Below are 22822 nucleotides of genomic sequence, written 5' to 3' on the forward strand. Positions count from 1 at the left end.
TCGTAGGGTGGGCGGCTCCACCCGTGCGCGAGCGCCCACGCGGCCATGACGCCGCACACGCGTTCAACGCACGGTTGCCGGGGCGAATCGGCTGATCACCGGCTGCTTGAACGCGTGGGCGGCATTGACGGCGCGTTTGCGCAACCGGCAGAGGTAGAGCCGCCCACCCTACGTCCCTTCGGCAAAGCCTCGCGGTCCCTGTCTCGTACAACGTAAAAAAAACCCGGATGCGCAAGCACCCGGGTTTTTTTTACGTCATGGCGGGCCCGCGGGCCCGCCTGGATTTACTCCGACTTGGCCGGCGCAGCGCCGCCTGCGGCATTGATCTTGACCTTCGCCTTGGCCTTGATCGCTTCGACGAAGTTGTACAGCTCGGCCTGGCCAACCAGGGTGCCCATCTGCTGCGCTTCCTGGGCGCGGCGGGTGGCGTCCGGCTGGGCCGGCTGCGACACCTTGCCGATGCGGTAGACGGCATACCCGGTACCCGGCAGTTCGACGCCCACATAGGCCGGCAGTTTGGTCACGTCGGCCTTGAATACGGCCAGCGCGCCGGCGCTGTTGATGGTCGGCTGCTTGGTGCGCGACAGCACTTTCGCTTCGCCGAAACCGGTGGCGTCGCCCGAGGCCCTGGCGGCCGCCAGCTTCGCTTCGCCGGCCTGGCGTGCCAGGCGCAGCGCTTCCTCCTGGGTGACGCGCTGGCGGATTTGCGCTTCGACCTCGGCCAGCGGACGCTTGGCGGCAGGCTTGAACTCGACCACGCGGCCGGCGATCAGCACTGCAGGGGCGGCTTCGACCGCTTCCGTGTTGCGCTTGTTCTTGATCGCGTCCGTCGAATACAGGGCGGTCAGGAACTTCTCGTTGTTGTACGGCGCGGCGCCCAGTGCGGGATTCGGCTTGCGGGTCAGGTTCTCGACGGTCTGGATTTTCAGGCCCAGCTTGTCGGCCGTCGGCTTCAGGCTGTCCGACTGCTCGTAGACGCTGTCGTTGAACTGCTCGGCCAGCTCCGAATATTTCTTCGAGAGCTTGGACTTCTTGACTTCGGCCGCGATTTCGTCTTTCGCCTCAGCCAGCGACTTCTGCGTCTGCGGCTTGACCGAGGTGACCTTGATGATGTGGTAGCCGAATTCCGAGGGCACGATGCCGCTGACTTCGCCTTCTTTCATGCCGTAGATCGCGTCTTCCACCGATTTCACCATGCCGCCGCGCTCGATCGTGCCGAGGTCGCCGCCCTGGGGTGCCGAGCCGGGATCCTGCGATTGCGCTTTGGCGATTGCCGCGAAATCGGCCGGGTTCTTGCGCACTTCGGCCAGCACCGCTTCGGCCTTCGCCCTGGCGGCGGCCTCTTCGGCCGGCTTGGCGCCCTGCGCCTTGGTGATCAGGATGTGGCTGGCGGTACGCTGCTCAGGGGTGGTGAAGCGCTTCTTGTTGGCTTCGTAGAACTGCGCGATCTCGGCGTCGCTGACGGACACCTGGCCTTCCACGGCGGCGGCGTCGAGCACGATGTACTCGGCCTTCACGGTTTCCGGGATCTGGAACAGGGTGGCGTTCTTGTCGTAGAAAGCCTTCACCATATCGTCGGTGACTTTCACCTGGGGCACGTACTGCGCCACCGGGAAGACCAGTTCCTGCACTTCGCGTTCCTGGTCGTTGATGTCGGACACGCGGCTGGCGACCGAACGCGGCACGAAGGCGGTCGCCTGGATCGAACCGGCCAGCTGCTGGATCGCCATGTCGCGGCGCATGCGCGCTTCGAAGATTTGCGGCGTCATGTTCTGCGCGGCCAGGGCGGCGCGATAAGCGTCCATGTCGAAGCTGCCGTCGGCCTTGCGAAAGGCCTCGATCGCGTTGATGGACTTGGCGATGGAGGCATCGCCAACGGTCAGGTGGCTGCGCGCGATTTCGGCGTTGACGGCGCGTTCGGCCACCAGGTTTTCCAGTACTTCGCGCTTGGCTTCGGGCGTCTCGAACACTTTCTGGTCGAATTGCGGACCCATCTGCTGGCGTGCGGTGTCGATCTGGCGGCGCTGCGCATCGTCCCATTCCTGCTGGGTGATCTTGCGGCCATCGACGCTGGCCACGCCTGCACCGCTGTCACCGCGGTTCTGGTAGCTCTCCACGCCCACGAGCACGAACGAGGGAATGATCAGCAACAGCAGGACGACCTGCAGTACGCGCTTGTTATTACGAACGAAATCAAACATGGTCCACCAATCGCTGTAGAAATGGCTTCAAAGCACAAGTTAAAAAAAAGGCGAACTCGCGTTCGCCTCTTCTCTGTTGTGACGCCGCAAGGGCACCGCAAATACGACTTCGGAAGCGATAAGATGGACTCGCCGACGTTCCGCCGGCCGCGGATTTCCCTGCAGGGAAATCCTTTCTCGTCCCGCTCGTGTCGTCCGCAGGACGACACTCTTATCACTAAAATCTGGCGGAGCGGACGGGACTCGAACCCGCGACCCCCGGCGTGACAGGCCGGTATTCTAACCAACTGAACTACCGCTCCAAATTTTGTGCGTTTTGTGGCGGAGCGGACGGGACTCGAACCCGCGACCCCCGGCGTGACAGGCCGGTATTCTAACCAACTGAACTACCGCTCCACAAAACACTGGGCACTACCTCATCCTGCACCAGGCTTCTTGCAGGATGTTTCATTTGCATGTCACTGCAAAGAAGGCATTAGTTTACAGCATCTTTTAACGCTTTACCAGCCTTAAATTTCGGAACCTTGGCTGCTTTAATCTTGATTGGTTCCTTGGTGCGTGGATCGCGGCCGGTACGGGCGGCGCGATCGCCGACGGTAAAGGTACCGAAGCCGACCAGGGTCACGCTGTCGTTCTTCTTCAGGGTGTTCGTCACCGCTTCGATCATCGCATCCAGGGCACGCGTGGCCGAGGCCTTGGTGATGTCCGCGGATTTCGCGATCTCTTCGATCAGTTCAGTCTTGTTCACTCGTATCCTCTAGTCGTTCTGACGCGGCGGCGCTGCGCCTTCCTGCAAAAAGTGCAAGCGCGTATTAAACAAGGGGGGATTGCTTCTGTCAAGCAACATTCATCCGTGAATGCATGGATTAGCGCAAATTGTTAGCCGGGGTGCACCGTAGGGTGGGCATGCCCACGCGGAACGATGCGTCAACGGAACGCGATGTGCACCGCCCACCGTTGATTTGAAATCGCGTCACCGGTTCAAGCAAACGCGACGCCCATTTCCGCGTGGGCATGCCCACCCTAGGGTGCGCAATAAAAAAGGCGCCCCGCAGGGCGCCTCTCGTTCGATCAGGCCTCGATCAGTGTTTCACCACACCGCCCTGCCCTTCGGTGGTCGCCGTCGGTGCGACCGCCGATACGGCGGGCACCTCGACGATGGGCTCCGGCTGGCGTTCCAGTGCGATTTCCAGCACCTTCTCGATCCAGCGAACAGGCACGATTTCGAGCTTGTTCTTGACGTTGTCCGGAATCTCGGCCAGGTCCTTCACGTTCTGCTCGGGAATCAGGACCGTCTTGATGCCGCCGCGATGGGCTGCCAGCAGCTTTTCCTTCAGGCCGCCGATCGGCAGCACTTCGCCGCGCAGCGTGATCTCGCCCGTCATCGCCACGTCGGCGCGCACCGGGATGCCAGTGAAGGCCGACACCAGCGCCGTCGTCATGCCGATACCGGCGGACGGGCCGTCCTTCGGCGTCGCACCTTCCGGCACGTGGATGTGGATGTCGCTCTTTTCGAACGCTTCCGCCTTGATGCCGAAGCGCTGCGCACGGCTACGAACCACGGTGCGGGCAGCTTCGATCGATTCCTTCATGACGTCGCCAAGGGTACCGGTGCGGATGATGCCGCCCTTGCCCGGCACGTTCACCGCTTCGATCGTCAGCAGGTCGCCGCCGACTTCGGTCCAGGCAAGACCCACCACCTGGCCGACCTGGTTTTCCTTCTCGGCCACACCGAAATCGTAGCGGCGCACGCCCAGGAACTTGTCCAGGTTCTTGCCGTTGACCACGACCGCCTTCTCGCTCTTCTTGAGGAGCAGCATCTTGACGACCTTGCGGCAGATCTTCGAGATTTCACGCTCGAGCGAACGCACGCCGGCTTCCCGGGTGTAGTAGCGGATGATGTCGCGAATCGCCGATTCCTCGACCTTGATCTCGCCATCGCGCAGTCCGTTGGCCTTGACCTGTTTCGGCAGCAGGTAGCGCTGCGCGATATTGGTCTTTTCGTCCTCGGTGTAACCCGACAGGCGGATCACTTCCATCCGGTCCAGCAGCGCCGGCGGGATGTTGAACGAGTTCGAGGTGGCAACGAACATCACGTCCGAGAGGTCGAAGTCGACTTCCAGGTAGTGGTCCGAGAAGGTGTGGTTTTGCTCGGGATCCAGCACCTCGAGCAGGGCCGACGACGGGTCGCCGCGGAAATCCGCACCCATCTTGTCAATCTCGTCGAGCAGGAACAGCGGATTGCGCACGCCTACTTTTGCGAGCGACTGCAGCACCTTGCCCGGCATCGAGCCGATATAGGTACGGCGGTGGCCGCGGATCTCGGCTTCGTCGCGCACGCCGCCCAGGGCCATGCGCACGAACTTGCGGTTCGTGGCACGGGCGATCGACTGTCCGAGCGAGGTTTTACCCACGCCTGGAGGGCCCACGAAGCACAGGATCGGGGCTTTCAGCTTGTCGACGCGCTGTTGGACTGCAAGATACTCAAGAATGCGTTCCTTGATCTTGTCGAGGCCGTAGTGCTCGGCTTCCAGCACTTTCTCGGCGTTCGACAGGTCGTTCGTGACCTTCGATTTCTTTTTCCACGGCAGCGACACCAGGGTATCGATGTAGTTGCGCACGACGGTGGCTTCGGCCGACATCGGCGACATCAGTTTCAGCTTCTTGATCTCGGCGGTAGCCTTGTCGAGCGCTTCCTTCGGCATCTTGGCGGCGATGACTTTCTTCTCGAGCTCGTCGATGTCGGCGCCGTCTTCGCCCTCGCCCAGTTCCTTCTGGATGGCTTTGACTTGCTCGTTCAGGTAGTACTCGCGCTGCGACTTTTCCATCTGGCGCTTCACGCGGCCGCGGATGCGCTTCTCGACTTGCAGGATGTCCAGTTCGCCTTCCAGCTGGCCGAGCAGGTGCTCGAGGCGCTTGGCGACGTTGAAGATCTCCAGGATGACTTGCTTCTGCTCGAGTTTGAGCGGCAGGTGCGCGGCGACGGTGTCGGCCAGGCGGCCGGCGTCGTCGATGCCAGCCAGGGACGCGAGGATCTCGGGCGGGATTTTCTTGTTGAGTTTAACGTACTGGTCGAACTGCTGGACGATGGCGCGGCGCATCGCCTCCACTTCGGAATCGTCGCCGACTTCCGAGAGCAGCGGGGTCAGTTCTGCAACGAAATGGGTCGGCGCATCGCTGATGTGATCGATTCGGGCACGCTGGGAGCCTTCGACCAGCACCTTCACTGTACCGTCGGGCAGCTTCAGCATTTGCAGGATGTTGGCGACGCAGCCGATCTCGTAGATGTCCGCAGCGGACGGTTCATCCTTGGCGGCAGCCTTCTGGGCGGCGAGCATGATGCTCTTGCCCTGTTCCATCGCGGCTTCAAGCGCCTTGATCGACTTTGGGCGGCCAACGAACAGGGGTATTACCATATGGGGAAATACGACCACGTCGCGCAACGGCAGCAGGGGCAGCGTCGTTTGCTCGGTTAATTTCGAAGTTGTCATGGTATACCTTATAAAAAGCGTGTAGACGATGTTGGGCGTACACGGTTAAAACTCAAGACCGTCCGTCAAATTATTTCTGTGAATAAAAAAGCATATTCGCGAAATGCAATCTGGACGTTCCAATAAAATCCCGATTTGAAATGAAAAAGCCACCACGTGACCGGGGTCACGAGTGGCTTTTCGATTGAAGCCGGATGCTTTTATTGAGGTAAATTGTACCTTCAAGCTCCCAGCGCACAAGTGCTTTTGTGGTTTCCGCGCGGATATTTTTTAATTTTCTCCGGAGGCTTTGGCGCTTTCGCTGTAAATCAGCAAAGGTTTGGCGCCGTTCGTGATCGTATTTTCATCAACCACGACTTTCACCACGTTTTGCTGGTTCGGCAACTCGTACATCACGTCGAGCAGCGCGTGTTCCAGGATCGAACGCAGGCCACGTGCACCGGTCTTGCGCGCCAATGCTTTTTTTGCAATCGCGTGCAAAGCCGCTGGACGAATTTCAAGTTCCGCGCCTTCCATTTCCAGCAGTTTCGAATACTGCTTGATCAGCGCATTCTTTGGCTCGATCAGGATCTGGATCAGCGCTTCTTCCGTCAATTCATTGAGCGTAGCGACGACAGGGAGGCGGCCGACCAGTTCCGGAATCAGGCCGAACTTGATCAGGTCTTCCGGCTCGGCTTCCATCATGATTTCGCTGTTCGAACGCTGGGTTGCGCTCTTGACGCTGGCGCCGAAACCGATGCCGCCCTTTTCCGAACGGTTCTGGACAATCTTCGCCAGGCCGTCGAAGGCGCCGCCGCAGATGAACATGATGTTGGTCGTGTCGATCTGGACGAAGTCCTGGTTCGGATGCTTGCGCCCGCCCTGCGGCGGCACCGAGGCCATCGTGCCTTCGATGAGTTTCAGGAGTGCCTGCTGCACGCCCTCGCCCGACACGTCGCGCGTGATCGATGGATTGTCGGACTTGCGCGAAATCTTGTCGATCTCGTCGATGTAGACGATGCCGCGCTGCGCCTTTTCCACCTCGTAGTTGCAGCTTTGCAGCAGCTTCTGGATGATGTTTTCGACGTCTTCGCCCACATAACCGGCTTCGGTCAGCGTGGTCGCGTCGGCGATGACGAAAGGCACGTTCAGCATGCGCGCCAGCGTCTGCGCCAGCAGGGTCTTGCCGGAACCGGTCGGGCCGACGAGCAGGATATTGCTCTTGGCCAGCTCGACGTCATCCTTCTTGCCCAGGTGCTTGAGGCGCTTGTAATGGTTGTACACCGCCACCGAAAGGATGCGCTTGGCGGTCTGCTGGCCGATCACGTATTGATCGAGCAGTTCGGCGATCTCGTGCGGAGTCGGCAGGTCGGACTTGGTGCCCGTCACCGATTCGACATTCGATGTCTCGTCGCGGATGATGTCGTTGCACAGGTCGATGCACTCGTCGCAGATGAAGACCGATGGTCCCGCGATGAGTTTTTTGACCTCGTGCTGGCTCTTGCCGCAGAACGAGCAGTACAGAAGCTTTTCGCCGCTGGAGGATTTTTTGTCAGACATGGGGGGCTTGTCTCGTGTGAAGATCTAGGAATATACCGCAAGAATAACGCAAGAATATAAGGTGCGCGGGGCACGCGACAATGCACGCGTACACCACCATGCTACCCGAAATAAAAAACAAACGCCCGAACGTGTTTGCGCCCGGGCGTTTTTCAGCAACACCTTATGCGATGCATCAAGCGCGGCTCGTCAATACCTTATCAATCAGGCCATACTCCACGGATTCCTCAGCCGACATGAAACGGTCGCGGTCGGTATCCTTGTGAATCTGCTCGACGCTCTGGCCGGTGTTCTCGGCCATGATGCGCGCCAGGCGCTCGCGCAGGTACAGGATTTCCTTGGCCTGGATTTCGATATCCGAGGCCATGCCCTGCGAGCCGCCCGACGGCTGGTGGATCATGACGCGCGAGTTCGGCAGCGAGAAACGCTTGCCCTTGGCGCCGGCGGCGAGCAGGAAGGCGCCCATCGAGGCAGCCAGGCCCGTGCACAGCGTCGATACGTCGGGCTTGATGAAGTTCATCGTGTCGAAGATCGCGAGGCCGGCCGAGACCGAGCCGCCCGGCGAGTTAATGTAGAGCGAAATATCCTTGTCGGGATTCTCGCTCTCCAGGAACAGCAGCTGGGCGACGATCAGGTTGGCCATCTGATCGTTGACTGGACCGACCAGGAAAATCACGCGCTCCTTGAGCAGACGCGAGTAAATGTCGTACGCGCGTTCGCCGCGGCCGCTTTGCTCAACTACCATCGGCACGAGGCCGAGTGCTTGGGTGTCCAATGCCGGATTACGGTTCATACCTGTCTCGTTCCTTGAAAAAGGGCTTAAAAAGGAGGCTCAAAACAGAGAGCCTACGCTCTCGCTCAAGCTTGTGGGTTGCTGCCCATCAATTCGTCGAAAGCGACGGCCTTCGTGCTGACCTTCGCCTTGCCAAGCACATAGTTGACGACGTTTTCTTCCAATACAAGGGCTTCGACTTCACCCAGGCGGCGACGGTCGGCGTAGTAGTACTTGAGGACTTCTTTCGGGTCTTCGTAGCTCTGCGCGAAATCTTCGATCTGGGCCTTCACCTGCTCTTGCGTTGCCTGCAGGCTGTTGTCGGCGACCAGTTGCGACAGGATCAGGCCCAGGCGCACGCGGCGCTCGGCTTTTTCGGCGAACAGTTCGGTCGGGAAGGGCATGCCCTTGACGTCCATGCCGCGCTGGGCCATGTCCTGGCGGGTCTGCTCGGCCAGGCGCTCGGCGTCCTGCTGGATCATGACGGTCGGAACGTCCATCTCGGTCACTTTGACCAGGGCGTCCATCACGGCTTCCTTGTTGCGGGCCTTGACGCGGGCGTTGACTTCACGCTCCAGGTTCATCTTGATGTCGGCGCGCATCTTTTCGATCGAGCCGTCTTCGATGCCCAGCGACTTGGCGAACTCGTCGTCCACGGTCGGCAGGTGCGCCCATTCCAGCTTCTTCAGCGTGATGGTGAACTCGGCAGTCTTGCCGGCAACATCGGCGCCGTGGTAATCGGCTGGGAAAGCCAGCGGGAAAGTCTTGCTTTCGCCGACTTTCAGGCCGATGGTGGCTGCTTCGAATTCCGGCAGCATGCGGCCTTCGCCGAGCACGAAGGCGTAGTCTTCCGCCTTGCCGCCCGAGAATTCGACGCCGTCGATCACGCCGACGAAGTCGACGGTGACGCGGTCGCCACTGGCTGCGACCGGCTCGCCGCCGTCGCCGTGCTCGCCTGCCTCACCCTTGGTGTGGTAGTGCACGCGCTGCTTGCGCAGGATGTCGATGGTCTTGTCGATCTCGGCGTCCGACACGTCGGCAGCCACGGTTTCGACTTCGACGCCGGCGAGGTCGCCGATGACGACTTCAGGGAAGACTTCGAAGGTTGCGTCGAAAGCGAGCATGCCTTCGGCTGCGTCTTCTTTCGGCTCGATCTTCGGGAAGCCGGCAACGCGCAGGCCGTTTTCGTTCGCTGCCTCGTTGAAGGCGCGGCCGACGCGGTCGTTCAGCACGTCCGACTCGATCTGGTAGCCGTACTGGGCTGCGACCATTTTCAGAGGCACTTTGCCAGGACGGAAACCAGGAGCCTTGGCGGTCTTGGCCTGCTTCTTGAGGCGTTTTTCAACTTCCGAACGGACATCGCTCAGCGGAAAAGTGATCGTCAGGCGACGCTCGAGTTTATCCAGGGTTTCGACTGCAGTTGCCATCGTAAAAATCGTCCAAAAAAATAATTGTTCGTGGTGCGAGGAGGGGGACTCGAACCCCCACACCATTGCTGGCGTCAGGACCTAAACCTGGTGCGTCTACCAATTTCGCCATCCTCGCGCAGGATTGCATACTGCCACATAAACAAAGGGCGCCCGACAGTAAATCCGGCCGCCCTTGCACTCCATTGTTTAGGGGCTACAACTTCAACCCGGTATTTTACTGGATTTTCTGACACTACAGGAGTGATTTTTATCGGCGTGCGGGGCATGGACAATATACATATGCGGCTGGCGGCCCGGTTGCCCATACGGTGGAACGCGTGGAGTCAACGAACCGCTGCGTCATCGGCGGCCTCAGGGAGTCGCCCACACTTATATAATGCGCCGCATCTTTCCCATCACACATAGCAGCATGCCCGTCGACCACTACGAAAACTTCCCCGTCGCCTCGATCCTGCTGCCGCGCCGCCTGGTGCCGGCGGTCGAAGCCATCTATGCCTTTGCGCGCGGGGCCGACGATGTGGCCGACGAGGGCGATGCCTTGCCGGCCGAGCGCCTGGCGCAGCTGGCCGACTACGAAGCCGCACTCGACGAGATCGCGGCCGGGCGCGTGCCGGGCCGTCCGATGTTCGCGCGCCTGGCCGGCGTGGTCGCCGACTTCAGGCTCCCCCTGCAGCCCCTGCGCGACCTGCTGTCCGCTTTTCGCCAGGACGTGGTCACCACCCGCTACCCCGACTACCCTGCCCTCCTCGACTATTGCCGCCGCTCGGCCGATCCGGTCGGGCGCCTGATGCTGGCCCTGTATGGCGTCGGCGGGGCGCAAAACCTGCACGAGGCCGATGCTGTCTGCTCCGCCCTGCAGCTGATTAATTTCTGGCAGGACGTAGGCGTCGACATCAAAAAAGGACGCATCTACCTGCCGCAGGAAGACCTGATCCGCTTCGGCGTCGGCGAAGCCGATATCGTTGCCGAAGCCGACACGCCAGCATGGCGCGCGCTGATGGCCTTCGAGGTCGAGCGCGCACGCACACTGTTGCGCTCGGGGGCGCCGCTCGCAACCCGGCTGCCGGGCCGCATCGGCTGGGAGCTGCGGCTGGTGATCCAGGGCGGGCTGCGCATCCTCGAGCGCATCGAGTCGGCCGGCTACGACGTCTTCCGCCACCGCCCGCAACTGGGCAAGCGCGACTACCTCGTGATGGGCTGGCGCGCCGCCGTACGCATGTGAGGAATGTAAGCAAAAAAGCCATTGAGCGGACCCGGCAGGCACGCGCATCGGCTAAGATAGCGGATTCGCATCCCTGATCTTGCCTTTTTTACATGTCTCCTGACGAATACTGCCAGCAAAAGACTGTCCAGAGCGGTTCCAGCTTCTATTACAGCTTCCTGTTCCTGCCGCCAGAACGCCGCCGTGCGATCACGGCCCTGTACGCGTTCTGCCGCGAGGTGGACGATACCGTCGACGAAGCGACCGACGCCTCGCTGGCCCGCATCAAGCTGGCCTGGTGGCGCACCGAAGTCTCGACCATGTACAAGGGCACGCCGACGCATCCGGTGACCCAGGCCTTGAAGCCGCACATCGACGTCTACCACCTGGAAGAGCAGCACCTGCAGGCGATCATCGACGGCATGGAGATGGACCTCGACCAGAGCCGCTACCTCGACTATCCGGGCCTGCGCAAGTATTGCTGGCACGTGGCGGGCGTGGTCGGCATCCTGTCGGCCAGCATCTTCGGTTATGCCAATCCCCAGACCTTGCAGTATGCCGAGAAGCTGGGTCTGGCGTTCCAGCTGACGAATATCATCCGCGACGTCGGCGACGACGCGCGCCGAGGCCGCATCTACCTGCCGGTGAACGAACTGCAGCAGTTCGGCGTGACCGCGCAGGACCTCTTGAGCGCGCGCCACAGCGAGAAGTTCGAAGCGCTGATGCGCTTCCAGACCGAACGTGCGCAGGCCATGTACGACGAGGCCCTTTCACTACTGCCGAAGGAGGACCGGCGCGCCCAGCGTCCCGGCCTGATGATGGCCGCGATCTACCGCACCCTGCTCGATGAAATCGCCCACGACAACTTCCACGTGCTGAACCAGCGCATTTCGCTCACGCCGCTGCGCAAGCTCTGGCTGGCGTGGAAGACCTATGTCCGCAGCTGAAGCCAAGGTCGCCGTCGTCGGCGGCGGCTGGGCCGGTTGCGCCGCCGCGGTCGAACTGGCGCGGCGCGGCGCACAGGTCACGCTGTTCGAAGCGGCGCGTACGCTGGGCGGTCGCGCGCGTGGGGTCGAGATCGACGGCCGCCTGCTCGACAACGGCCAGCACATCCTGCTCGGCGCCTACAAGGACACCCTCACCCTGTTGAAACGCGTCGGCGTCGACCCGTCCACGGCCTTCCTGCGCCTGCCGCTGCAGATGCGCTATCCGGCGGCGAGCGACGGCATGGATTTCCTCGCCCCGCGCCTGCCCGCGCCCTGGCACATGATGGTCGCGCTGATGCGTGCGAAAGGCCTGGTGCGCGAGGACAGGCTGGCACTGGCCCGCTTCACGACCGCGGCGCGCTGGATGGGCTGGCGGCTGGACCTCGATGTCAGCGTCAGCGTGCTGCTGGAACGCTTCGGCCAGACCGCCCGCCTGCAGCGCCTGATGTGGCATCCGCTCTGCCTGGCGGCCCTGAACACGCCCCCCGAACGTGCGTCCGCCAACGTCTTCCTTGCCGTGCTGCGCGACAGCCTGGGCGCGAAGCGCGCGGCGTCCGACATGCTGCTTCCGCGCCTGGAACTGGGCGCACTGTTCCCGCAGGCGGCCGCGCGCTACCTGGCATCGAAGGGGGCGGCGGTGCACACGGGCGCGAAGGTGAACGCCGTGGAGCGCAGCGGCGAAAGCTGGACAGTGAGCGCCAGCGGCCAGGCGCTCGGCGCCGACTGGCGCGGCGACTTCGATGCGGTGGTGCTGGCCACCCCGGCAGCGCAATCGGGCGCCCTGCTCGCCGCCTTCCCCGAAACGGCCGGCCTGGCCGCGCAACTGAAAGCCTTCGACTACGAGCCGATCGCCACCTGCTACCTGCACTACGGCCCGGGCGTACGCCTGCCGCTTCCCTTCTGCGCCCTGCTCGACACGCCGGAGCGGCAGCATTTCGGCCAGTTCGTGTTCGACCGCGGCCAGCTCGACCCCGGCCAGGCCGGCCTGCTGGCGGTCGTGGTCAGTGCCGCCGGCGCCGCTGCCGCGCTGGAGCAGGACTGCCTGGCGCGTGCCCTCGCCGCGCAGCTGGACGCGGCCTTCCCCGGCCTCGGCCTGGCCGCGCCCGCATGGAGCCGCGTGATCACGGAAAAGCGCGCCACCTTCGCCTGCACGCCCGGACTGGCGCGTCCGGCGAACGCCACGATGCTACCCGGCCTGGTGCTGGCCGGCGACTACACGGCGGGCGACTACCCCGCCACGCTCGAGGCGGCGGTGCGGAGCGGCCAGGGGGCGGCATCGGCCATCCTGCGTGGGAACCGGTCAAGCCGCAAAAACGGCAGCCGGTCGCACGCCGCTGGCGCGGACAAGGCCGGATCCGTACAGTAGCAGCATCGACTACCTGGATCACGGACCCCGACATGACAGCCCGACTCGGATTGCGCACCCTGCTCCTGCTGGCCCTCGTGGCCGCCAGCACGCTGGTGCTGGTCGCGCCCGAACTCTTCGGCGTGCGCGCCAACGCCCATGGCCAGGCCTTGCTGTCGATGCTGGCCGTGGGACATGCCTGACCGATGGGCAAGCTCGAATACCTCGACGCGCTCAAGCGCGCCATGCTCGGCCTGCCGCCGGAGCTGCAAGCCAAAACCCTGGCATGGTACGAACAGCGCTTCGTCGACGGCATGGCCGCAGGCCGGCCCGAGCCTGAGATCGCACGCGAACTGGACGATCCGAAAAAGGTCGCCCTGACCCTGCGCACCAGCGCCCACATGCACGCGTTCAAGGAACAGAAGAACCCGGCCAACCTCGTGCGCCTGCTGGTGTCGGTGGCCGGCCTGTTGATCTTCAACCTGTTCATGGTCATTCCCGCCGCGGTCTTCGGCTCGCTGCTGGCGGCGCTGTACGCGGGCGCCTTTGCCTTGTATGTCAGCGGCATCGCGATCACCGCCAGCGGCCTGGCCGGCGCCAACGAACTGGTGTTCGACGGGCCGCTGCGCTACATCGTCGGTGGCGACGTGTCCGAAGGCGCGCGCACCCGCGTGTCGATCGGCGACAGGGGCATCGAGGTCACCCAGGACAAGGATGCCGGCGCCGATGCCGAGCCCAGGGCCGGCCGGGGTGGCAGCGACACCGCGCGCGCCGTGCGCCGCGCCGAGCGGATGGTCGGCGGCGGGATCCGCATTACGAGCGACATGGACGAAGACGCGCGTGCGACGCAGACGGTGCTGGGCCTGGCCATGGTGCTGGGCGGGATCGTGCTGTTCCTGGTCTCGATCGTCGTCACGCGCTATGCGGCACTGGGCGTGAAACGCTACCTGCAAATGAACCTGTCGCTGCTGCGCGGCAGTTGAGGAGAGACGATGCGTTCCCTGTTACGGGTGGGTTTTGGCCTGCTGGTCCTCGCCTTTGTCCTGATCGGTCTGTCCTACGGCGCGCTGCGTACCCAGGGCGGCACCGCACGGCTGGACGCGCGCATCGTCGGCGACGAGACGCGCCCGGTTACGCGCCAGGTGCGCGCGGTCGAACTGAGCGGCCCGATCGACCTCACCCTGCGCTACGGGGCCGAGCCGGCCCTCGTCGTGCGCGGCGAACAGCGCCTGCTGGCGAACGTCGAGACCAGCCAGGAAGGACGCGTGCTGCACATCGGCACGCGCGGCATCGTGCTGCGCCACCGCCAGCCGATCGAAGTCGAACTGACCCTGCCAGGGCTGGACCGGGTCGGCGTGGACGGCAGCGGCGACACCCGCATCAACGGTTTTTCGGGCGAACGCATCGAGCTTGAACTGAACGGCTCGGGCAGCGTCGACTTCAACGGCCGCTACCGCCACGCCAGGGCGACGGTACACGGCACCGGCGAACTGACGCTCGATGCCGGCAATGGTGACAGCGTCGAGGCCGAGCTGACAGGCGGCGGCACGATCGTGCTGGCAGGCGCCGCGCGCAGCTTCCAGGCCGTGTCGAACGGTTCAGGCACGCTGGACGCCCAGCGTTTGCGTGCCGAAGAGGTCAAGGTACGCCAGGCGGGTTCCGGCAACGCCAGCGTCACCGCCCATGCGAGCCTCGCGGCGGCAGTCAGCGGCAGCGGCGACGTCGATGTCTATGGCGACCCGGCCCAGCGCAACGTCAGCCGCACCGGCAGCGGCGAGGTCCATTTCGATCACTGAGGCCGCCGGGCCCTTACAGCTCCCCGATGCGCATGTTGATGGGCCAGGAAATGACGCGTTTCACGCCGGCGTCGCCCCAAGCCGCCGCAATATCCCCGGCGAAGGCCAGCAGCAGCGCTTCTCTCCCCGCTTCCTTTGCGCTGCGCACGGCCGACCAGGTCTGGAGATAGCCGAGGAATTCGGCCAGGTTCCATTCGAGGCGCATCTCGAGGGCAGGCCCCTTGCGCTCTGCGAAAGGAAATGCGATCGACGCGTAGCCGGTATCGACCAGCTTTCGCTCCGGTGGCCAATAGGGCCCGATCTCATCCCGATAGAATGCCTGGAAACGCCCGTCGAGCGCGGGCTCGAGCCTGAGCACGCCGTAGCTGATGAGCGCCAGGATCGCTCCCGGCGCGGCAATCCGGCGCACTTCCCGATAAAACGCCGGCAGGTCGAACCAGTGCGCCGCCTGGGCCGCGGTGATCAGGTTCGCGCTCGCTTCAGGCAGCGGCAACTGTTCGGCTGCCGCGCATTGGTAGCTGATTCGCTCATGCGGGATGGCATTGGCGATCTGGTCGGCACTCGGGTCCAGGCCGACAACCCTGTCGAAGCACGGCGCGAGCAGCCGTGTCAGTTGCCCGTTGCCGCAGCCGACGTCGACCGCGAGCTGGTGGTGCCGGGCCTGCGCGGCGAGGAAGGCGCCGAGCTCGGGCGGGTACTCGGGCCGGAAGCGGGCATAGTCCTGGCCGCCCTGGTCGAACCAGTTGCGGGCGGAGGCGACATCAGTCGGCATGTGCTTGTTCTCCTGCTTGTTCATTTTGTAAAGCGGTTGTTGCGGCCGCTACCCGGGCCGCAAATCCTTCACGTTCCAGTGCGACGGCCGCCGCTTCCAGGCTACGGATCAGCGGATAGCCGGTTTCCGCCTCGAGAGCGGCAATCGCGGCGAACGTCGCCGTCCAGTGCTGTTCGAGCTGGCCGACCAGGACGCGTCCCGCAGCCGTGAGTGCGATGCCCGTCTTGCGTCCGTCGTTCACGGCGTGGCGCGCAACGAGACCGTCGGCCTCCAACAGGGCGACGGTCTGGCTGATCGCCCCCTGGGTCAGGCGGGTTCGCCCGGTAATGCCGGTCACCGTTTGCGCGCCCGCAGCCAGCGCCCGCAGCACGGGTGTATAGCGCGCCCGGTAATCGAGGTGCATCGCGCGGTAGTGGTCTTCGGCGCCCCGTTCGACAAGTTCGCCGACATAGCGGAGGAGTTCGCCCAGTCCCGGTGTCTGCCTGGATGTCATGCGCCGATAATACATTAGCGCTAATGCAAATTCAAGGCGAATGCGCGGCGCTCAGTCTTTGGCGCCGGCGCGCCGCAGCACGCCCTGCGCCGCCGCGCGCCCACTGGCAAAGCAGGCGGTCAGCAAATAGCCGCCGGTCGGCGCCTCCCAGTCGAGCATCTCCCCGGCCACGAACACGCCCGGCAGCGCGCGCAGCATGCCGTTCGCGTCCAGCGCTTCGAAGCGCACCCCGCCGGCGCTGCTGATCGCTTCCGCGATCGGGCGCGGACGTTTCAGCACCAGCGGCAGCGCCTTGATGCCCGCCGCCAGGGTCTCTCCGTCCATGTAGTCCGCCTGCGACAGGCCTTCGCGCAGCAGTCCCGCCTTGACGCCCTTGATCCCGAGCCGGCTTTGCAGGTGGCTCGACATCGAGCGCGCGCCACGTGGACGCAGGACCTCGGCGCGTACGCGACCGGCATCGTGATCGGGCGCCAGGTCGAGCCAGATCGTCGCCGTGCCCTTCTCGGCGATCTGGTCGCGCAGCACGCTCGACACCGCATACACCAGGCTGCCCTCGATGCCGGTGCCCGTCACGACGAACTGGCCCTGGCGCCACGCGCGGCCGCCATCGCGGTCCTCGTACCGAACCGCCACCGTGCTCAAAGGCGCGCCCGCATGCCTGTCGCTGAAGTGCTGCGACCAGTCGACGTCGAAGCCGCAATTGGCGGGCACGAGCGGCGCCACCTCCACGCGGCGCGCCTCCAGCAGCGGCACCCAGGCCCCATCCGAACCGAGGCGTGGCCAGCTGGCGCCGCCCAGGGCCAGGATGACGGCGTCGAACTGCACGCACGCTTCGCCTTCCGGCGTCGAGAAGCGCAGCGACTCGCCCTCCCAGCCCAGCCAGCGATGGCGCATGTGAAAGCGCACGCCGGCTTCGCGCAGGCGATGCAGCCAGGCGCGCAGCAGGGGCGCGGCCTTCATGTCGGTCGGGAAGACGCGGCCCGAGCTGCCGATAAAGGTGTCGACGCCGAGGCCATGGATCCAGGCGCGCACCGCTTCCGGCCCGAAATCGTCCAGCCAGGCCGCGACTTCGCTGCTGCGCGCGCCATAGCGGCGCACGAAGTCGGCGTAGGGTTCCGAATGCGTGATGTTCATGCCGCCCTTCCCGGCCAGCAGGAATTTGCGCGCCACCGAGGGCATCGCGTCGAACACCTCGACCCGGGCGCCGCCGGCGGCCAGGACCTCGGCCGCCATCAGGCCGGCCGGTCCGCCGCCGATGACGGCGACGCGTGGTGGAGGTGAGGAAGGGTTCGGCATGGGGCAGCGGCAGAGAAGAACAGGAGCCGCATTGTAGACGACAAGGGCGCTGCCGGTCAGCCCCGCCGGGCCGGGGTTCAGGCCTGACTCAGGCCGCGGCGGCCGTCAGTTGCGGGAGCGAGGCCATCAAATCGGCGAAGCGCTGGCCCTGGATCATGACGTGTTCGCGCGTCAGGCGCGCGGCCAGTTCGCCGTCGCCATCGATGATGGCGCGCACCATCTCGTCGTGTTCCGCATACGAATTGCTGACGCGGTCGCGCACGCGCAGCTGCAGGCGCCGGTACGGCCGCAGGCGCCGGTACAGGCTGCGCGCCTGCTCGATCAGGAAGCCGTTGTGGCTACCGGCGTAGATCGCCTCGTGGAAGGCTTCGTTCTTGACATAATAATCGTCCGGGTCCTGCGAACCCATCGCTTCCTTGCAGGCGGCGTGGGCCGCCAGCAGCGCTTCCTGCTCGTTTGGTGTCATGCGGCGCGCGGCCAGGCGGGCGCAGACCGACTCCAGTTCAGACATGACTTCGAAGCGCTCGACCAGCTGCTGCGGCCCCAGCTCGGCCACCACGGCGCCGCGGCGCGGACGGATCACGACCAGCCCCATCGATGCGAGCTGGATCAGGGTTTCGCGGATCGGCGTGCGCGAGACGCCGAAGGTGGCCGCCAGCTCGGTCTCGTCGAGGTGCTGGCCGGGGGCGAACTTGCCGACGGCGATCATCTCTTCGATTGCATCCTTCAGGGTTTCCGACCTGCTCTTCATATCCACTCGCCATTCATGTATTCGATATCTCATTATAAAAGCTACGTATAGCTTGACAACGACTATTTTAAGCTTATTCTTGTATACACAAAGACGGACGATGCATACGGACTACTCCGGCACGATCCGATAAATAAAACACAATCTTGGAGGATACAAATGGTCGCAATGACTCGCAGGGCCGTCCTGGGCGCGCTCGCTACTTCCCCGCTGTGGTTCCAGGCTGCACGTGCACAATCGGGCTCGTTGAAAATCTCGCACCAGTTCCCGGGCGGCTCCATCACCCAGGGCGACTTCCGCGACCGTCTTTGCCGCATGTTCGCCGCCGAGGTCGAAAAGCGCACCAAGGGCGCGCTCAAGTTCTCGATCTACCCGGGCTCCTCGCTGATGAAGACGAACGCGCAGTTCTCCTCGATGCGCAAGGGCGCCCTCGACCTGTCGCTGGTGCCGCTGTCGTATGCCGGTGGCGAAGTCCCCGAAGTCAATATCGGCCTGATGCCCGGCCTGGTGACGTCCTACGAACAGGGCTACAGCTGGAAGAACGAAGAGGTCGGCAAGGAACTGGCGCGCATCCTGGCCGAAAAGGGCATCGTCGTGGTGAGCTGGATCTGGCAGGCGGGCGGCGTCGCCTCGCGCTCGAAGCCGATCGTCGACCCGGAAGACGCACGCGGCCTGAAGGTGCGCGGCGGCTCGCGCGAGATGGACCTGATCCTGAAAGAAGCCGGCGCCGCCGTCGTCACGCTGCCTTCGAACGAGATCTACGCCGCCATGCAGACCGGCGCAATGGATGCGGCACTGACCTCCTCGACCTCGCTGATCTCGTTCCGCCTCGAGGAAGTCTCGAAAGCCCTGACCACCGGGCGCACCGGCGCCTACTGGTTCATGTTCGAACCGCTGATGATGTCGAAGGCCGTGTTCGACCGCCTGCCGAAGGACCAGCAGGCCGCGATCATGGCCGCCGGCGGCGAGCTCGAAGCCTTCGCCCGCAAGGAAGCACAGGCGGACGACCAGGCCGTGGCCGCGGTGTATTCGAAAGTCGGCGCCAAGGTGGTCGACCTGAACCTCGCCACCATCAAGAAGTGGCAGGCAATCGCCCGCAACACCGCCTGGAAGGATTACGGCGCGCGCAATCCCAACTGTGCCAAGCTGCTGGCCCTGGCGGAGAAGACCCTGTGAGCCATGGCTTCGAGTTAGAGACGGCACGGCTGCCCGCCGTGTCGGGCAGCGCACCGGTAGCGGCGCTCCAGCTGCTGCTGATGCGCGTCAACGGCCTGCTGCTGAAGCTGTCGATGGCGGCCATGCTGCTGACCGCCCTGGTGCTGACCTATTCGGTCGTCACGCGCTACTTCTTCAAGACCCCGACCGACTGGCAGGACGAGGCCTCGGTCTTCATGCTGGTCGGCGTGACCTTCTTCTGCACCGCCTACGTGCAGTCCTTCCGCGGGCACATCGGCATCGAGGCCCTGGCAGCCATCCTGCCGCCGAAAGCGAATGCCGTACGCCTGTTCCTGGTCGACCTGCTGTCGTTCGCCTTCTGCGCCTTCTTCGCCTGGAAATCGTGGGCGCTGTGCCATGAAGCCTGGGTCGACGGCCAGACCACCTCCTCGACGCTGGCGCCGCCGCTGTGGATTCCGTATTCGATGATGGCGGCCGGGATGACCCTGCTGACCCTGCAGATCCTGGTCCAGGTGCTGGCCCACTTCACTACCAAGCGGAGCGCCCCATGAGCGACCTGACCCTGGGCGCCCTCTACGGCGCCGTCACCCTGGTCGTCATGTTTTCCGGGATGCCGATCGCGTTCGCGCTCGGCCTGGTGGCGACGAGCTTCATGTATTTCTTCATGCCCTCGTCCTCGCTCGACACGATCAGCCAGAACGTGTACGAAGAGATGGCCTCGATCACCCTGCTGTCGATCCCGCTCTTCATCCTGAAGGGCGCGGCGATCGGCAAGTCGCCCGCGGGACGCGACCTGTACGGCGCGATCCACGCCTGGCTGCACAAGGTGCCGGGCGGGCTCGGTATCGCCAACGTCTTTGCCTGCGCCCTGTTCGCGGCCATGGCCGGCTCCTCGCCCGCGACATGCTCCGCGATCGGCTCGGCCGGCATCCCGGAAATGCGGAAGCGCGGCTACTCGCCCGGTTTCGCGGCCGGCATCATCGCCGCCGGCGGCACCCTCGGCATCCTGCTGCCGCCCTCGATCACGATGATCCTGTATGCGGTGGCGGCGGAGCAGTCGCTGGGTCGCCTGTTCCTCGCCGGGATCGGCCCCGGCCTGCTGCTGGTGCTGCTGTTCGCCGGCTATGCCGTCTACCGCGCCCGCAAGGAATACGGCCTGGCGCTGGCGGCCTATGAAGGCGGCGGCGTGAAGTCGGCCTATCTCGAGGACGAGCACTTCACGCTCTCGCAAAAGGTGGAAATGCTGCCGCGCGTGCTGCCCTTCCTGGTCCTCTTGATCGGCGTGATGATCGCGCTCTACGGCGGCTATGCCACCCCATCGGAGACGGCGGGCCTGGGCGCGCTGCTGGCCATCGTCCTGATCGCCATCGTCTACAAGCTGTGGCGCCCGAAAGACCTGTCGCCCTTCCTGGCGGCGACTATCAAGGAGTCGACCATGCTGCTGCTGATCATCGGCATGTCGCTCCTCTATTCGTATGTCATGAGCTACCTGCACATCAGCCAGTCGGCCGCGCAGTGGGTGGTCGACATGCACCTGTCGCGCTGGATCCTGCTGGCCGTAATCCTGTTCATGGTGATCGTGCTCGGCTTCTTCCTGCCGCCGGTCTCGATCATCCTGATGACGGCGCCGATCATCCTGCCGCCGCTGCGCGAAGCCGGTTTCGACCTGATCTGGTTCGGCGTGGTGATGACGATCGTGATGGAGATGGGCCTGATCCACCCGCCGGTGGGCCTGAACATCTTCGTGATCAAGAACATCGCGCCCGACATACCGCTGCGCGACGTGATCTACGGCGTGATGCCTTTCGTCGGCCTGATGTTCGTCGCCGTCGTGCTGCTGTGCGTGTTCCCGCAGATCGCCACCGGCCTGCCGGCCATGCTGATGGGAGGCGCAGGATGAACGCGCCCGGCAAAGTCTGGAATACCTTGCAGGCCGACCGCAGGGCGCGCCTGGAACGCACGGCCCGGGTGCTGGGGCGCGACCTGGACGGCAAGGCCGTCCCGAGCGCGCGGGTCCAGGACCTGCTGCACAGCGTGCTGGCCTGCGGCGACCGCGTCTGCCTCGAGGGGAACAACCAGAAGCAGGCCGATTTCCTGGCCGGGGCGCTGGCGGGCCTCGACCCGGCGCGCATCAACAACCTGCACATGCTGCAATCGGTGCTGGCGCTGCCGGAACACCTGGACGTGTTCGAACGCGGCGTGGCCTCGCGCCTGGACTTCTCGTTCTCCGGTCCCCAGGCCGGGCGCGTGGCGAAACTCGCCTCCGCCGGCAAGCTCAATATCGGTGCGATCCACACCTATCTCGAGCTGTTTTCGCGCTATTTCATCGACCTGCCGCCGCGCGTGTCGCTGGTGGCGGCCGAAGCGGCGGACCGCAACGGCAACCTGTACACGGGTGCGAACACCGAGGACACGCCGGCCATCGTCGAGGCGACCGCCTTCAAGAACGGCATCGTCATCGTCCAGGTGAACCGCATCATGGACACGCTGCCGCGGGTCGACATCCCGGGCGACTGGGTCGACTACGTCATCCAGTCGCCGAAGCCCTATTACATCGAGCCGCTGTTCACGCGCGACCCGGCCCTGATCTCGGAAATCCAGGTGCTGATGGCGATGATGGCCATCAAGGGCATCTACGCCGAGTATGCGGTCGAGCGCCTGAACCATGGCATCGGCTTCGATACGGCCGCCATCGAACTGCTGCTGCCGACCTATGCGACCGACCTCGGCCTGAAGGGCAAGATCGGCCGTCATTGGGCGCTCAATCCGCATCCGGCCCTGATCCCGGCGATCGAATCGGGCTTCGTCGAATCCGTGTATTCCTTCGGCTCGGAACTGGGGATGGAAGAATACATCCGCGCCCGCCCCGACGTCTTTGCGGTCGGGCCGGACGGCAGCATGCGCAGCAACCGGGCGCTGTGCCAGGCGGCCGGCCACTACGCCTGCGACATGTTCATCGGTTCGACCCTGCAGATCGACTTGCAGGGCAATTCGTCGACCGCGGTGGTTGGCCGCATCGCCGGTTTCGGCGGCGCGCCGAACATGGGCGCCGATGCTCGCGGACGCCGTCACGTCAGCCCGGCCTGGCTCAAGGCCGGGCAGGAAGCGCGCGCCGGCGGCAAAGGCATTCCGCGCGGGCAGAAGCTGGTGGTGCAGATGGTCGAGACCTTCCGCGAGCATATGCAGCCGGCATTCGTGGAGAAGCTGGACGCCTGGGAACTGGCCGAGCAGGCCGGCTTCGCCATTCCGCCGGTGATGATCTACGGCGACGACGTGACCCACATCCTGACCGAGGAAGGCATCGCCAACCTGCTCCTGTGCCGCAACGAGGAAGAACGCGAGCAGGCGATCCGCGGCGTGGCCGGCTATACCCCGGTCGGACTCGGACGCGACCGCCGCATGGTCGAGAACCTGCGCGACCGCGGCGTCATCAAACGGGCCGAAGACCTCGGGGTCGACAAGCGGCTTGCCACGCGCGACCTGCTGGCGGCCAAGAACATGAAAGACCTGGTGCGCGCATCGCACGGCATGTACGAGCCGCCGAAGCGCTTCCGCAACTGGTAACGACGACTG

At 64.3% G+C, this 22822-nt stretch carries 20 protein-coding genes and 3 tRNA genes; 10 read left to right on the forward strand and 13 right to left on the reverse strand.

Going from position 1 to position 22822, the window contains the following annotated elements; genetic code table 11:
• Window positions 1-284: 284 nt before the first annotated feature.
• The 9 genes from AC1MEM_RS16645 to AC1MEM_RS16685 form a co-directional block, all read right to left on the reverse strand.
• Window positions 285-2201: a SurA N-terminal domain-containing protein gene (locus AC1MEM_RS16645; RefSeq protein ID WP_499472307.1), complete on the reverse strand. Its 1917-nt coding sequence runs from the start codon at window positions 2199-2201 to the stop codon at window positions 285-287.
• Window positions 2202-2426: 225 nt separating this feature from the next.
• Window positions 2427-2503: transfer RNA gene (locus tag AC1MEM_RS16650), tRNA-Asp, on the reverse strand.
• Between the two features lie 17 nt (window positions 2504-2520).
• A tRNA-Asp gene (locus AC1MEM_RS16655) sits at window positions 2521-2597 on the reverse strand.
• A 79-nt stretch (window positions 2598-2676) separates the two neighbouring features.
• Window positions 2677-2949, reverse strand: a complete 273-nt coding sequence (locus AC1MEM_RS16660; RefSeq protein WP_435756335.1) for an HU family DNA-binding protein — start codon at window positions 2947-2949, stop codon at window positions 2677-2679.
• A 334-nt stretch (window positions 2950-3283) separates the two neighbouring features.
• Window positions 3284-5692: an endopeptidase La gene (lon, locus tag AC1MEM_RS16665; RefSeq protein ID WP_499472309.1), complete on the reverse strand. Its 2409-nt coding sequence runs from the start codon at window positions 5690-5692 to the stop codon at window positions 3284-3286.
• Window positions 5693-5962: 270 nt separating this feature from the next.
• The gene (clpX, locus tag AC1MEM_RS16670; RefSeq protein ID WP_499472311.1) at window positions 5963-7231 is read right to left on the reverse strand and encodes an ATP-dependent Clp protease ATP-binding subunit ClpX; all 1269 of its coding nucleotides are present in this window, start codon (window positions 7229-7231) and stop codon (window positions 5963-5965) included.
• A 175-nt stretch (window positions 7232-7406) separates the two neighbouring features.
• Window positions 7407-8024, reverse strand: coding sequence for an ATP-dependent Clp endopeptidase proteolytic subunit ClpP (gene clpP, locus AC1MEM_RS16675; RefSeq protein WP_499472313.1), 618 nt, complete (start codon window positions 8022-8024; stop codon window positions 7407-7409).
• A 65-nt stretch (window positions 8025-8089) separates the two neighbouring features.
• Entirely contained in the window at window positions 8090-9430 is a 1341-nt protein-coding gene (gene tig, locus AC1MEM_RS16680; RefSeq protein ID WP_499472314.1) for a trigger factor, read from the reverse strand.
• Window positions 9431-9461: 31 nt separating this feature from the next.
• Window positions 9462-9548: transfer RNA gene (locus tag AC1MEM_RS16685), tRNA-Leu, on the reverse strand.
• 294 nt (window positions 9549-9842) lie between these two features.
• On the opposite strand from AC1MEM_RS16685, the gene hpnC reads away from it, so the two are divergent.
• From hpnC to AC1MEM_RS16715, 6 genes are all read left to right on the forward strand, one after another.
• Window positions 9843-10655: a squalene synthase HpnC gene (hpnC, locus tag AC1MEM_RS16690; protein WP_499472316.1), complete on the forward strand. Its 813-nt coding sequence runs from the start codon at window positions 9843-9845 to the stop codon at window positions 10653-10655.
• A gap of 92 nt (window positions 10656-10747) precedes the next feature.
• Window positions 10748-11581, forward strand: coding sequence for a presqualene diphosphate synthase HpnD (hpnD, locus tag AC1MEM_RS16695; protein ID WP_499472318.1), 834 nt, complete (start codon window positions 10748-10750; stop codon window positions 11579-11581).
• Window positions 11568-12986, forward strand: coding sequence for a hydroxysqualene dehydroxylase HpnE (gene hpnE / locus AC1MEM_RS16700; RefSeq protein ID WP_499472319.1), 1419 nt, complete (start codon window positions 11568-11570; stop codon window positions 12984-12986). The genes hpnD and hpnE overlap by 14 nt, the downstream gene beginning before the upstream one ends.
• A gap of 32 nt (window positions 12987-13018) precedes the next feature.
• On the forward strand, window positions 13019-13168 hold the full coding sequence (locus AC1MEM_RS16705; protein WP_499472321.1) for a hypothetical protein: 150 nt from the start codon (window positions 13019-13021) through the stop codon (window positions 13166-13168).
• A 3-nt stretch (window positions 13169-13171) separates the two neighbouring features.
• Window positions 13172-13948 carry a DUF1700 domain-containing protein gene (locus AC1MEM_RS16710; protein WP_499472323.1) on the forward strand — a complete coding sequence of 259 codons (777 nt, stop codon included), beginning with the start codon at window positions 13172-13174 and terminating at the stop codon, window positions 13946-13948.
• A 9-nt stretch (window positions 13949-13957) separates the two neighbouring features.
• Entirely contained in the window at window positions 13958-14761 is an 804-nt protein-coding gene (locus AC1MEM_RS16715; RefSeq protein ID WP_499472325.1) for a head GIN domain-containing protein, read from the forward strand.
• A gap of 13 nt (window positions 14762-14774) precedes the next feature.
• Here AC1MEM_RS16715 and AC1MEM_RS16720 read toward each other — a convergent pair whose 3' ends face one another.
• The 4 genes from AC1MEM_RS16720 to AC1MEM_RS16735 all read right to left on the reverse strand — a co-directional run bounded on the left by AC1MEM_RS16720 (window position 14775) and on the right by AC1MEM_RS16735 (window position 18073).
• Window positions 14775-15533: a class I SAM-dependent methyltransferase gene (locus AC1MEM_RS16720; RefSeq protein WP_499472327.1), complete on the reverse strand. Its 759-nt coding sequence runs from the start codon at window positions 15531-15533 to the stop codon at window positions 14775-14777.
• Entirely contained in the window at window positions 15523-16026 is a 504-nt protein-coding gene (locus AC1MEM_RS16725; RefSeq protein ID WP_499472329.1) for a MarR family winged helix-turn-helix transcriptional regulator, read from the reverse strand. The genes AC1MEM_RS16720 and AC1MEM_RS16725 overlap by 11 nt, the downstream gene beginning before the upstream one ends.
• Before the next feature lie 51 nt (window positions 16027-16077).
• Window positions 16078-17322: a TIGR03862 family flavoprotein gene (locus AC1MEM_RS16730; RefSeq protein ID WP_499472331.1), complete on the reverse strand. Its 1245-nt coding sequence runs from the start codon at window positions 17320-17322 to the stop codon at window positions 16078-16080.
• An 88-nt stretch (window positions 17323-17410) separates the two neighbouring features.
• Window positions 17411-18073, reverse strand: coding sequence for a GntR family transcriptional regulator (locus tag AC1MEM_RS16735; RefSeq protein WP_499472333.1), 663 nt, complete (start codon window positions 18071-18073; stop codon window positions 17411-17413).
• A 159-nt stretch (window positions 18074-18232) separates the two neighbouring features.
• Here AC1MEM_RS16735 and dctP point away from each other — a divergent pair, with 159 nt between their 5' ends.
• Genes dctP through mdcA form a run of 4 tightly spaced genes read left to right on the forward strand, consistent with a single transcriptional unit; the run spans window position 18233 to window position 22813 of the window.
• On the forward strand, window positions 18233-19249 hold the full coding sequence (gene dctP, locus AC1MEM_RS16740; RefSeq protein WP_499472335.1) for a TRAP transporter substrate-binding protein DctP: 1017 nt from the start codon (window positions 18233-18235) through the stop codon (window positions 19247-19249).
• Window positions 19246-19800 (forward strand): TRAP transporter small permease, encoded by a 555-nt coding sequence (locus AC1MEM_RS16745; protein WP_499472337.1) that lies wholly within the window; start codon window positions 19246-19248, stop codon window positions 19798-19800. The genes dctP and AC1MEM_RS16745 overlap by 4 nt, the downstream gene beginning before the upstream one ends.
• Window positions 19797-21149: a TRAP transporter large permease gene (locus AC1MEM_RS16750; protein WP_499472339.1), complete on the forward strand. Its 1353-nt coding sequence runs from the start codon at window positions 19797-19799 to the stop codon at window positions 21147-21149. The genes AC1MEM_RS16745 and AC1MEM_RS16750 overlap by 4 nt, the downstream gene beginning before the upstream one ends.
• Window positions 21146-22813, forward strand: a complete 1668-nt coding sequence (mdcA, locus tag AC1MEM_RS16755; protein ID WP_499472341.1) for a malonate decarboxylase subunit alpha — start codon at window positions 21146-21148, stop codon at window positions 22811-22813. The genes AC1MEM_RS16750 and mdcA overlap by 4 nt, the downstream gene beginning before the upstream one ends.
• Window positions 22814-22822 lie beyond the last annotated feature (9 nt).

The organism is Telluria sp. AIW5, assembly GCF_056680575.1.